This window comes from Paraglaciecola arctica BSs20135 (assembly GCF_000314995.1).
In the GTDB taxonomy this organism is placed as follows: domain Bacteria; phylum Pseudomonadota; class Gammaproteobacteria; order Enterobacterales; family Alteromonadaceae; genus Paraglaciecola; species Paraglaciecola arctica.
Genome location: NZ_BAEO01000027.1, coordinates 1 through 12,795 on the forward strand (window position 1 = coordinate 1; position 12,795 = coordinate 12,795).

Genomic DNA, 12,795 nt, shown 5'->3' on the forward strand with positions numbered 1-12,795 from the left:
CGGCAGTACAGACCGGCGACCTTGAAGTTATCTCATTATTATTAGAGTTGGGTGCTGATGTTAATGCACATCCAGTGAGATCTGATCTGACTGCGTTGTATTTTGCGTCTAAAAGTCAGTGCTGCCCAGAGATCGTCAAGCTGCTAATCTCTGCCGGGGTAAATTTAAACGTCAGATATATCAACTCCACCTTAATAGCTCATTTGTGCTATTCATTTGATAGTAGAGAAGTCAAATGCCTCAATAACAAACAGTACGAAATACTCCAATTGTTTTTAGATCATGGAGTTGATACAAAAACAACAGGAAAAGATGATCCAAATTCCTTATATGACAGTGCAATTGCATCCAATGACATAAGAACAGTTAGACTATTATTAACTCATAAAGTGAAGCTTACTCAGGCGAGAACGTATGATGCTGCGTGTGAGGCGGCATCTAAAGGAAATTATGAAGTATTGAAACTGTTGTTGGAATATAAATTTAAGCCAACTCCTAAAAAAAATAGAGGCCATAGAGGTCAAGGTGTCTTGCAATCAGCTATTTATGGAGGCCACGAAAATATTGTACGACTTTTACTTGAATATGGAGCAACCATAGAAGAACCTACTCACCCAAGCGGCGATTATTACCCTGCCAATGTATATGCAGCAGCAAAAATCAACTCGACAAAAATCATGAAGCTTCTTTTGGAGGCGGGGTCAAATCCCGATGGCGGTGTTAGACAAAAGCCACTAATAGATATACATCCTTTAACATTAGCTGTAATCAATCATAATTCAGACATAGTCGAAATGTTAATACAGTACGGGGCAAATCCATCACCTGTAGATTACTTCCTAATAGAGGGAGAGGAGTTTAATTACTCTAAAAAAACCCCTTTAGATATATCTATTGAGAAAGAGTTTTCCAATATAACCGAAATATTAATAACAAATGGTGCACAAAGTTCCGAATAACATTGCAGTACTTTCGTATAAACCTAAAGCAGACACCCATTCTAGTAAATTAAGGTTACGTCAATATAATTCATAGCAATAAACAAGTGTTGGCTTCCTTAGAACATAGCACTTCTTGATGTTTGAGTAGAAAAGGAATAATTTTTACTCATGCGCGAATTCGAATATGACATTTCTAAAAGCCTTAGCAATGAAGTTAAACACGGAATTTCATTTGATGCTGCGCAGAACCTGTGGAGTGATCCGGAAGCGATCACATTGAAAGCTGACGAACATGGTGAAATTGGGTATTTGTTGTTCGCTAAACTATACAATAAACATTGGTCGGCAATATTCACCTATAGGCAATTGAAAATTAGAATTATATCTGTGAGACGTTCCAGAAAAAATGAGGTTAATGTCTACGAAAGCAACTGAGTTTGATCGTAAATTTGATGAAAATCAAGAAGATATACTTGAGCACTTCGATTTATCGACGGCTACTCGTATTAATTATAAACAGAAACGAATCAACGTTGATTTTCCTGAATGGGTCGTAAACTCGCTAGATCGAGAGGCGAGCAGAATAGGAGTCACTCGACAATCCATAATTAAGATGTGGTTAGTTGAGAGGTTAGAAGCCCAGGAGGCTAATAAAAACACGAAGACGGATAATTCATAAGAGCGGTGAATTACCGTTTATGTAAGGTGTTAACCTTGCTAAATAGCTAGCTGATTTGCTTAGTCAAAATCGTCAAAAATCAAATTCTCTAACCATTAGCTTGCCTGCAAGTGCCCAGCGTTATAGCTATTAGAACTCAGCCGTTATTCAACTTCTCGCTCATACTTACCCAAAAGTATGAGCGAATAAGCCTAAATTAACGAAGTTGATCCAACCAATTTTTGATTTCTAAGCCGCGTATATTGCCATCTAGAATGTCTTGGTCAATGCCTAGAAGCCAGCCTGAAGTTTTGTTGTCAGGATCTGCTTCCAGTGTTCTGATGTGTTTCATGAAAAAGCTATAATCTTCCTCGGTGTTAATAAACCCTTGGTTGATCATGTCTTTTTTATACAGTTCAAATAGCATTCGCAATTGCGTCACGTCGAATTCGGGGTGATATTGAACGCCCCAAACCTCTGAGTTTTCTATAGGAATAATCGCACCTTGTACTGCACTGTGTTTATTACCGCACAATAAAGTGGCAGTTTTTGGCAGTTCGGTTACTTCATCATAGTGAATGCAAGGGGCATCATAAAAAATCGGCTTGCCTTGCAGAAAGGCATGTTCAGTACCTTCAGGTGTTAAATGTATTTTTCGTGCGACACCTAATTCTCGTCCATTTTCGCTGGGGCCTACTTTACCTCCCGCGGCTATTGCGGCTATCTGAAGCCCCCAGCAGCTACCTAAGATTGGTTTGCCTGTTTTGGCAAAATCAATTAACAAATCAATTTGATTTGTTACCTCAGCAGTACTATCGAATGCCCTTAGGCTCGAACCAGAAATAACCATTCCGGCATAATCACTGAAACTTTTCCCCTGAGGGACTTTTTCGCCATCGGCTGCATTAACAATATCAATTTCAACTTGCGGATCGAAGAAACGAATGGCTCTGGTATACACTTCGGAGGCGGTTCCTACACCTATTTTTCTGGCTTTTTCCTGCACATCTAATGGGTTGCCTTCCATCATTAATATTCGCACTAGTACTTTCTCCTAACTTGCGGAAACCATTCCCGTCATCATTTTTCTGTATGTTCTTGGACTGACACCAAACCACCTTAAAAAGGCTCGCGAAAAGGTACTGTGTTCAGAATACCCAAGCTTTAAGGCCATTTGTGCTAATGAAACATTTTTTGCTAAGGTCAATTCTCTAGATGCAAGATCCATCCGGCAATCATCCAACAAACTTTGATAAGACTTACCTTCAGCCATTAATTTTCGGCGTAGGGTGCGAGTTGACAGGCAAAGTTCATTAGCCACAAATCCTTGGTTAACATCAGTTTCAAGTAAGGCGTTGTAAATAACGTATTTTGCTCGGTCAATAAAAAGCATTTTGCGATTTTTTTGCGAGTAACGTTTTAAAAGTTCTGCAATTTCAGATTGTGAAGTAATGTTTTCGTGATTCAAAGGTTTTGCGAGGAACTTAGCAGGGAAAATAATTTCGTTAACACTAGATGAGTAGATGACAGGTACATGTAAATGTCGGTGTAATTCAGCGTTAGCCTCGGTTTTAGGTGCTTCTATGCATATTTTGGCTTGGGAGAATAAATCTACAGATGCTGATTTTAAAAAGTTTGCAAAAATACTGAGGGTATAAAGTGCGTCTTGTTCTCTTGGCCAAATATTGGGGTCTAATACTTTGTAAACCAATCGAGCCGTATCGTCATTAACATCTAATTTCATCAAAGTGGCATCTTGAATGAGAGGATAAAACCGGCATAACCAATGAAGTCCCATGCCAAGGGTCTTAGCATTCATTGCCACTTTTCCTAAAATTCCTCTAGATAGGTAATTACAGGAACCGCCTACAAGCCAGGCTAGGTGGGGCTTTTCGGCATCTTTAGCTGCTTGCTCTAGCGAGCCAACAAACTCGCTTAATGGCATTTGGGTATCATTTTTATATTGGTCTATTTTTTCTGGCATCCACACTTGCCAATCGTCTAATACAGCAGTAGTCACTAAAGGTGTTGTCATTATTATTATCCTAGTGCTTATAAAATGTCCTATTTACACTAAATAAATTCAGTCGATATAAATAACCTTTAGCAATCAATAAATACTCTATTAGTATCAATTGTTAAGTATTTGACCAAAAATATCGACAATTCGTCCTAAGTTGCCAAGTTTCTTGATTTGAATCATGACATCGTTATTAAAAAGAGGTAGTCATGCAAAAAAATAATAATATTGATTTTAATTCGAATGGAGTAGTTGCTTCAGGTGTCATTCTTGGCACCATTGGCGTTTTATCTTTTATTGTGCAACCTGGCTTAGTACAAGGCTTTGTCACCGAAATAGGACTTTCAGAAGCCGACGCCAATGCTTTGGCTTTTGATGAAATGCTGGGAGTGGCTATTGCTACTTTTGTTACATCATTTGTAAAAACAAGATTTAGTTGGCGACATATTCTAGTAGTGGCGCTGTCTTTTGCGATGATTGGTAACTTGTTTTCTGCCTTTGCTATTAAATCTCCAGAATTTCTGTCATCAGCAAGATTTCTTGCGGGCTTGGGGGAAGGTTCAATTATATCCTTGAGTTTTACTATTGTAGGGTTAACCAAACGGGTTGAAAGAAATCTGGCAGCATATTTAACCTTGTTACTCACCTATGGAGCTTTAGGATTATGGCTAATGCCAAAAGCCTTTGATGTGTTAGGGATACAAGGCATATTTCTTGTGTGGGCTTTGCTAACGGCTTTTAGTTTTTATCTCGTAAAATTTATCCCTAGTGCATCAGATCACGTTGACCATTCGGAATCGGAATCATTGGACATGCCTGTGTCCATTCGATTTCTCGCTCTTTTGGGGGTGTTATTGTTTAATTTGGCTATTGGTGTTGCCTGGGCGAATTTATTTTTAATTGGTATGGAAATCGAACCCAATGAGCAAGCCATTGCAAACGCGTTGTTAATTTCGCAATTTGTGGCCATTCTTGGGGCTTTAATTCCTGTTTTTATGGAGCGTCGTTTAGGTTTGTTCAAGCCTATTGCACTGACACTGTTTGCGAGTTCTATTTTTATTGCATTACTGTTAGATAATCCGAGTCTGACGATATTTGTCATAGCCGTCAGCGGCTTTAACTTTATGTGGAATTTTGGACTTCCTTTTGTATTAAGTGGGGTAGGTAACCTTGATAAAAAAGGCCATATGATTAGCCTTGCGATTGCATTACAAATGACCGGCTTAGGATTTGGTCCTTTCTTTGCCGCAATAATATTGGGCAATGATGGAAGTTTTTATGATGTGGAGATATTCGTAATTACACTTTATTTATTAAGCGCAATACCACTTTTATTCGCATTAAAAGCCCATAAAAATAAGTTAAGTACTCAACTTTGATAATTAACTTTTAACTTGGCTTACGTGTGGTGTTTGGCGTATTGTTTAGGTACCTTTTTGCATATTAAAAAGATGCCTTTTGCAAAATTATAAAGCAAAACTAGAACCACAAATTTGGTCAAGCGTGCTCAGAAGTTTATTGTTACCACTTGCTGAGCATGGTGTTGATACGCAGAAATTATTGATTGAATGCGGAATTGATATACAAGAACTCGAGCTGACTAGTGGGCAAATCCCTTTGTCTCGTTATATTAATTTTATGAACAGGGCATCTGAAGAGACAGAGGATAGGTTACTTGGGATCAAACTATCCAAGTCTACTGGTCCCGAACTTTTAGGTGCTCTAGGGTTTCTCTTTTTATCTTCCCGAAACCTTTTTGAGGGGTTAAATGCGATTTGCCATTACCAAAACTTGTTTCAGGAATCTACCCACATGGCGCTTGAAAAAAATGGTCAATACTATTTTTTTCGATATGACATTTATGGATTAGGCTCGCTGGATACACGTATTGATATTGAATTCAGTATTGCTTTTACTGCTCGTTTAATTCGCCTTTATTCGAATAATGACGTGAAACCTTTAAAGATTGAGTTCAGACATGCCCCATCGGACTTAACAAAAAAATATCAACAATTGTTGTCTGTACCTTGTGACTTTAACCAAGACATCAATGGCATCTATATACGTGCTGAAGACGCTAGGTTTAAAGGCCGTAGATTTGATGCTGAATTAACTCGAATTTTGGAAAATTATCTGGATGCCGATCTTGCATCTAAAAATGCTGTTAATTTATTTTCAGATCAAGTTAAACGCGCAATTATTGATACACAGGGGCAAGACTTTCCAACCGCAGAGCTCATAGCCAACAGACTTGGGGTATCTATACCTACTTTTTACAGAAGGCTCAAATCAGAAAAGGTGTCATTTAAAGCCATTATAGATGAACAATATTTTGAGTTTGCTAGGCAATACCTCGCGAGTACACAATTGAATGTTTATCAAATTGGCCATCTATTGGGTTTTTCAACTTCATCTTCGTTTATCAGAGCTTTCAAAAAGTGGAGTGGGGGCAAAAGCCCACTTAATTATAGAAAGTCAATATAGGGGGCAACAGGCCTTGGTTTTTTTGTCAAAACTATTCTGTCCTCATATGCTAAGTACAATTTCAGAACAAATGAGTATGTTAGAGCCTCAAAAAAAACTAAAACTGCACATCCGAGGCACAGATATGAAACTCAACTCAACATCCAAGTACGTTGCTTTAGCATTAGGCCTGACTATAACGGGTCAAACATATGCACAAGAAAACAGTGATGAAACACAAAGCACTGGAATTTTTGAAAAAATCCAAGTCACAGCAACAAAACGAACAGAGTCAATTCAGGACGTACCCGTCTCTGTTTCTGCTCTTTCTGGTGAGCAGCTTGATGCGCTAGGGTTATCAGACAACGCGGAAATAACCCAGCAAATACCCAATTTTCAAGTGAATGCTTGGTCACCACAAATTACTATATTCAACTTGCGCGGTGTTTCGCAAAATAACTTTGTGGATAACCTAGAGGCGCCAATAGCGGTGTATCAGGATGAAGCTTATGTTTCTAGTATGAATGCTATTTCCGGTCAAATGTTTGATATTGAACGAGTGGAAGTGTTAAGGGGCCCTCAAGGAACTTTATTCGGACGAAATGCCACAGGCGGCTTAGTTCACTACATTAGTCGCGGGGCGGAGGATGATTTTACGTCGGGTTACCTTGAAGCATCGGTAGGTTCTTATAATAGACAAAGTCTAGAAGGTGCAATAGGCGGAGAAATTACAGATAACGTTAGAGGGCGAGTAGCCTTTCGCCACGAGACTGCAGATGGCTACATTAAAGCTATGACCGATGGCCCAGAAGGCATTGACCCAAGAGCAATAGGTGGAGCAGACGGTTATGGCGTAAGAGCTACATTAGAAGCAGATTTGTCTGATACCTTGTTAGCTGAATTTATCTTCAAATTCTCAAAAGACGATGATGTGCCAACCGGTGGATATGTATTTGAAAACTGTGATTTTGATGCCGATGAACTCTGCCCGGTTGATGCTTCTGGAAGAGCCATAGTTACTGGTGGTGTCGTCTCTGGTGACCCCCATGTGCATATGAGCGATACGCGAGGCTTCCTTAATCGAGAAACGACCAGTGCAACACTTAAGTTAACCAAGGAATTTGATGATATGGAGTTGGTTTCTATCACAAATTATTTGAGCCTAGAAAAGTCTTATTTGGAAGATGGCGATGCTTTTCCGGCTCCTATCGTTGTGTTTGGCCAAGATATGGAGTTGAATCAGTTTTCACAAGAGTTGCGTTTATCAGGTAATACCGACACCTTACAATGGCAAGTAGGTGGTTATTATATGGACGTGGAAATGGATGCCGATGCGCTGACTATTGGTGCGCCAAATATTGACCTTTCTTTTGACCTTTTTGAAGCGGGTATTATTTCTGCGCCAACGGTTTTTGATGATTTTCCCTTCGACGGTCGTTCTGACCGAGAATATAATCTCACAGTTGAAAATATGTCTATTTTTGGGCAAATCGATTACGAATTGGCAACAGACCTAACACTTACCGCCGGACTCCGTTATTCGAAAGACACCAAAGAAATCGATTGGGTGGCATTTTTCTCATCAGATCAACAAACAACATCTATCCCCTATGCAGCAACGGCTAGCAATATAAACTCGACTAACCCTAATCTGTTTAATGTTTTTGACGATGATGAAATTAATTATTCTGATTATGCTGCAAGACTGTCTTTAAATAAAAAATTCACCAAAGAAACCATGGGTTTTGTGGCCTGGAATAGAGGTATAAAAGGTGGCAATTGGACTCTTTCGTCAGGCGTATCACCGGATCGATTTGTACATAAGCCTGAAGTCCTGAATTCTTTTGAGGTGGGTATAAAAACAGAGTTAACAAAGAATACTCGTTTGAACGCCACAACTTATTATTATGACTACACCGATTATCAAACTTTTGTTGCTATTCCACCTGGAGAAATATCAGCTAACCCACAAATCGGAAACTCTGATGCTACAGCTTATGGTGCGGAATTTGAGCTAGTGAGTTCTGTAACAGATAATTTAGATGTGTTACTTGGTCTTGCATTTAGTAACTCTGAGGTGGAAGAAATTCAAGCCGGTGCCCTTCCTGTCATCAACGCTGAATTTCCAAATGCACCTAGTGTCTCAGGTAATTATTTAGTCCGTTATTATACCGAACTTGGCGAAAACGAAATTGTGTTGCAGTTTGATGGCGCATATTACGGCGACCAATTTCTTGAGGTAACTAATGGCCCAGGTACGGTTCAAGAAGCTTATAATATTTCTAATCTAAGTGTCACTTATCAAACTGAAAATTGGACTATTAGTCTCGCATCAAAAAATGTGTTTGATAAAATTTATAAAGCTTATTCACTTGATTTGGGCGCACTGGGTGCAACTTCTTATTATGCCCCACCTAGAACTACTAACCTCTCAGTTAAGTATCAGTTCTAAATAAAAATCATGGAATAATATTGTGGTTACTCAGTAGCTTAATACTGATGTAACCATGTTCAATTTATCTTTGGCCTTATGGGGAGTCTCAATATGGCAGTTGTAAAATATATAGATACAAACGACAACGTGACAGAAGTCGAAATGGAGGCTGGTGAAACAGTCATGTCGTTAGCTGTGAATAATATGGTAGACGGCATTGTGGGGGAATGTGGGGGAGCTCAAGCTTGTGCTACCTGTCATTGTTATTTAGATGAATCACTTTCTAAGTATTTTTCTCCCAGAAGTGAAATGGAAGAGGCAATGCTCGAAGCTGCACCAGAACGCAAAGAAAGCAGTCGTTTGTCTTGTCAATTAGAGCTAAATGACGATCTTCCTGACATTGAAGTAAGATTGCCAGCGTCTCAATACTAGGGAAACCTTATGCAACAAGTTGTCATTATTGGTGCAAGTCATGGAGGTGCAGAAGCGGCAATTGCGCTTCGCACCCAAGGTTGGGAAGGTAAAATATTGTTAGTCGGTGATGAGCCGACTTTACCTTATCAGCGCCCCCCGCTTTCAAAAGGGTATTTTCATCAGGCGGTATCTGATCAGCAATTATTAATTAAAAAGCCAACGTTGTATGAAAAAGCCAAAGTAGAGGTGATGTTAGGTGAGTCGGTAACCGCAATCGATAAAGCTAACAAAAGTATATCTTTGGCTTCTGGAGCGTCCATTTCCTTTGATTATTTAATCATAGCGACTGGTGCTCGGGCGAGAAAACTGAGTATTCCAGGATCTGACCTTAGTTGTATTAATTACCTTAGAACATTAGCCGATGCCGACAAGATAATTAGTCAGGTCAATGCCCAGTCTCACTTACTTGTTGTAGGTGCTGGGTACATAGGTTTGGAAATTGCTGCTTCAGCAAGCAAGCTTGGCGCAAAAGTGACTGTGCTAGAAAGTTTTCCTAGGGTTTTATCCAGAGTTACTAATGAACAAATGTCTGAATTTTATCAAAACCTACATGCTCAACATGGTGTAGACATTAAACTTAACTCTGGCGTAACTGAGTTTCGACGTTCTGGAGAACGTTATGTTGCTGTTCTGCCAGATGGTGAAGAACTTACTTTTGATTCTGCCGTTATAGGCATTGGTGTTATTCCTAATGTAGAGCTTGCCGAGTTAGCGGGGCTAGAGTGCGAAAATGGCATTGTGGTTGACAATAAAACCATTACTTCAGAGCCAGGCATATTTGCCATTGGTGATGTGAGTAATCATCCTAATCCATTTTATCAACGGCAAATTAGGCTGGAGTCTGTACCTAATGCCATGGAACAAGCGAAAGTGGCGGCAGCGACGATTTGCGGCAAGGAAAAAACACATGATGCATTTCCTTGGTTTTGGTCTGATCAATTTGATGTGAAACTGCAAACTGCTGGTTTGTCTCAAGGATATGACTCTACCGTTATTCGTGGCGATATAGCGGCGAAAAAGTTTGCATTATTTTACTTAAAAGAAGGAAAAGTGATTGCCGTAGATGCGATTAACTCTCCGAAAGACTTTATGAAAGCAAAAATGTTGATCCCCACGGGCATTAGTATTCCAGAGTCCAAACTGGCAGATACTAGTTCCGATTGGTTTGAGTAAGCTATGACGGGAATTTTGAATTTCTGTGTTGTTATTTTTGTGGTGTTTATCACCGCTTGCTCTACTACTGACAATGTTGCTGAAGTTGCCAGACCTAATATTTTACTGATTGTTGTAGATGATATGGGAATGGCTGATTTAGCCAGCTTTGGCGGTGAAATTGCAACGCCTAATATTGATAATCTTGCTATGAGAGGTACAAAATTCAGTAATTTTCACAGTGCACCAGTGTGTTCTGCAACCCGCGTTATGATGTTAACGGGGGTCGATAATCACAAAGCGGGCATTGGTAATATGGCGGAAGAATTAGCACCTAATCAGGTAGGTAAGCCAGGATATGAAGGCGAGATAAATAATCGCGTTATCACCATAGCATCCATACTAAAAAATCAGGGTTATCAAACCTATATGGCTGGTAAGTGGCACCTTGGCATGACACAAGAGTCGAGTCCATGGGCACGAGGTTTTGAACGTTCTTTTGCGCTTCTACCCGGTGGCGCGAGCCATTTTTCTGATATGAAACCTGCGTACCATCCAGACCCCAATGGTAAAGCGCCTTATCGCCAAGATCAGCATATGCTGGATGAATTGCCTGACAATTTTGAGTACTCCACACAATTTTATGCTGATGAAATGATCAAATACATCGAGCAGGGTAATTCAGACAAACCATATTTTGCCTATTTGTCTTTTACTGCGCCTCATTGGCCGTTGCAAGCCCCTCTAAAAACCGTTGAAAAATACCGAGGAAAATACGACATAGGATATGACGTTATTACTCAGCAACGATTAGAGAAACAAAAACAATTAGGCATTGTGCCAAATTGGGCACAGATTAATAAACAAACTTCAAAAACTACAAAGAGAGTGCCTTGGAATGAGCTTGATAAAGCTCAACAACAAACACAAGCTAAGGCGATGGAAATTTACGCCGCCATGATTGAAGAAATTGATAATCATACTGGCAGAGTCATAGATGTATTGCGAAAACGCGGTGAGTTGGACAATACCATTGTCATTTTTCTTTCAGACAATGGGGCTGAAGGTCATGACGTTGATGAAACCTGGCCTATGGAAACATTTCCCGAAATAAGAAAAAACATTAACGCGCGCCACGATTTTAGTTATGAAAATATGGGGCAACCTAATAGTTACGTATTTTATGGAGCGGATTGGGCACAAGCAGGCTCACCTGTTTACAACCTCTATAAAGGTTTTCCTACAGAAGGAGGCACGCGAGTTCCTGCTTTCATCACCTATCCTAAGTATTTTTCAGAAGGGATAAATCACGCATATTCGAGCGTTAAGGATATTGTTCCGACCCTACTGGATGTGACTAGTATTGAGCACCCAAGTCAAACAAATAGCCCTTTGGACTTAGAAGTGCCTACAGGAGATTCGATGATCCAAAGTTCAAACCCTGAGCGGATTGAAGGCACTGAAATATTAGGCAAGTACTCGCTGCAACAAGGCCAATGGAAAATCGTCAACATGCCAGTACCTTATGGAAACGGGGAGTGGCAACTATATAACCTTGCTAAAGATTTATCTGAGTCCCAAGACTTATCTCAGCAATACCCAGACATGTTAGCTGAGCTGATAAAAGAATGGGAAAACTACAAAACCAACAATGGTGTGATTTTACCTAATGAAGTAAGTGGTTACTAATAAACTAGAGTACCGGTTAATTAACTAAACCTTGCATTACAGGCGTTAAGTATCCATTCCATAAATATTTTAATTTTGGTTGTGTTGTTTCTTTGTGCAGGGGACATAAGATAATAAGAATGTTCTTCATCTATAGGTTTATCAAATAATTTAACCAGTTGACCATCAATAATAAATTGTTGTGTTTCTAGGGTGTTCGAAAGTGCAACACCTGCACCTAGTGTCGCGGCTCTAATGGCTTGACTGGTGCTTGGGAAATAAATGTTTGAATCTATGGAAGTTATATCAACCCCGTATTGCTCCATCCAGCGCATCCATGATACCTGTCCATCATGGATCAATGTGAATGACGAAAGCTCTTGAGCTCTCATCCGCTGTCTGCCTTGATTTAGTAAGGTAGGACTGCATACTGGGAATAATGTAGGGGCACCAATCTTAGTTAATAATCGCTCATCAGTCTGAGGTTTGCCGTAACAGATTGCGATATCAATATCATGGGGGATCACTTTTTGTAGCGGTTGTATTTCTGCGACTGTAATGGTTATTTCTGGATATTTTTCGTAGAAACTACAAATGTGCTGGGCTGCCCAACTAGTTGCAATTGTTTCTGTGCAACCAATAACCAAAGAACCATTGATGTTCTGCGGATCAAGGTTTCTCGCCCCATCCACTATTAAATCCAAACCCTGTGAAACGGCCGTTAATAACCTAATGCCAGCAGGTGTTAAAGCAAGTGTATTGTGGGCTCTAGAAAATAAGGAAACACCAAGGCGTTCCTCTAACAATCTAACTTGATGAGAGATTGCACCTTGGGTCACACCCAACTCACTTCCTGCTTTGCCCATATGTAAGTGTTGAGCCGCAGATTCAAAAGCACGTAGTGATGCTAAGGGTAAGGTTCGTCGATCAATCATACAAATATCCTCATGAATAATACTAATCATAACAGCTAATAATACTCGAT

The 12,795-nt window shown here is 39.8% G+C and carries 12 protein-coding genes; 9 read left to right on the forward strand and 3 right to left on the reverse strand.

What is annotated here, in order from left to right; genetic code table 11:
• The 3 genes from GARC_RS09275 to brnA all read left to right on the forward strand — a co-directional run.
• Positions 1-959: ankyrin repeat domain-containing protein (locus tag GARC_RS09275; protein ID WP_039989252.1), on the forward strand; the 959-nt coding region annotated here is incomplete at its 5' end.
• 150 nt (positions 960-1,109) lie between these two features.
• Complete coding sequence (locus GARC_RS09280; protein WP_007619188.1) at positions 1,110-1,376, forward strand: BrnT family toxin; 267 nt, start codon at positions 1,110-1,112, stop codon at positions 1,374-1,376.
• The gene (gene brnA, locus GARC_RS27235; protein WP_039989255.1) at positions 1,357-1,620 is read left to right on the forward strand and encodes a type II toxin-antitoxin system BrnA family antitoxin; all 264 of its coding nucleotides are present in this window, start codon (positions 1,357-1,359) and stop codon (positions 1,618-1,620) included. The genes GARC_RS09280 and brnA overlap by 20 nt, the downstream gene beginning before the upstream one ends.
• A 196-nt stretch (positions 1,621-1,816) precedes the next feature.
• On the opposite strand, the gene GARC_RS09290 is transcribed toward brnA, so the two are convergent.
• Positions 1,817-2,641, reverse strand: coding sequence for a type 1 glutamine amidotransferase (locus GARC_RS09290; RefSeq protein ID WP_007619190.1), 825 nt, complete (start codon positions 2,639-2,641; stop codon positions 1,817-1,819).
• Between the two features lie 12 nt (positions 2,642-2,653).
• Positions 2,654-3,634 carry an AraC-like transcriptional regulator QhpR gene (gene qhpR / locus GARC_RS09295; RefSeq protein WP_007619192.1) on the reverse strand — a complete coding sequence of 327 codons (981 nt, stop codon included), beginning with the start codon at positions 3,632-3,634 and terminating at the stop codon, positions 2,654-2,656.
• A gap of 194 nt (positions 3,635-3,828) precedes the next feature.
• On the opposite strand from qhpR, the gene GARC_RS09300 reads away from it, so the two are divergent.
• From GARC_RS09300 to GARC_RS09325, 6 genes are all read left to right on the forward strand, one after another.
• Positions 3,829-4,998 carry an MFS transporter gene (locus GARC_RS09300; protein ID WP_007619194.1) on the forward strand — a complete coding sequence of 390 codons (1,170 nt, stop codon included), beginning with the start codon at positions 3,829-3,831 and terminating at the stop codon, positions 4,996-4,998.
• Between the two features lie 79 nt (positions 4,999-5,077).
• Complete coding sequence (locus GARC_RS09305; RefSeq protein WP_007619195.1) at positions 5,078-6,103, forward strand: AraC family transcriptional regulator; 1,026 nt, start codon at positions 5,078-5,080, stop codon at positions 6,101-6,103.
• Positions 6,104-6,227: 124 nt separating this feature from the next.
• Positions 6,228-8,534 (forward strand): TonB-dependent receptor, encoded by a 2,307-nt coding sequence (locus GARC_RS09310; protein ID WP_007619196.1) that lies wholly within the window; start codon positions 6,228-6,230, stop codon positions 8,532-8,534.
• A gap of 93 nt (positions 8,535-8,627) precedes the next feature.
• The gene (locus tag GARC_RS09315; protein ID WP_007619197.1) at positions 8,628-8,948 is read left to right on the forward strand and encodes a 2Fe-2S iron-sulfur cluster-binding protein; all 321 of its coding nucleotides are present in this window, start codon (positions 8,628-8,630) and stop codon (positions 8,946-8,948) included.
• A gap of 9 nt (positions 8,949-8,957) precedes the next feature.
• Positions 8,958-10,163 carry an NAD(P)/FAD-dependent oxidoreductase gene (locus GARC_RS09320; RefSeq protein ID WP_007619198.1) on the forward strand — a complete coding sequence of 402 codons (1,206 nt, stop codon included), beginning with the start codon at positions 8,958-8,960 and terminating at the stop codon, positions 10,161-10,163.
• A 3-nt stretch (positions 10,164-10,166) separates the two neighbouring features.
• Positions 10,167-11,831 (forward strand): arylsulfatase, encoded by a 1,665-nt coding sequence (locus GARC_RS09325; RefSeq protein WP_007619199.1) that lies wholly within the window; start codon positions 10,167-10,169, stop codon positions 11,829-11,831.
• A 20-nt stretch (positions 11,832-11,851) separates the two neighbouring features.
• On the opposite strand, the gene GARC_RS09330 is transcribed toward GARC_RS09325, so the two are convergent.
• Positions 11,852-12,745: a LysR substrate-binding domain-containing protein gene (locus tag GARC_RS09330; protein ID WP_007619200.1), complete on the reverse strand. Its 894-nt coding sequence runs from the start codon at positions 12,743-12,745 to the stop codon at positions 11,852-11,854.
• Positions 12,746-12,795 lie beyond the last annotated feature (50 nt).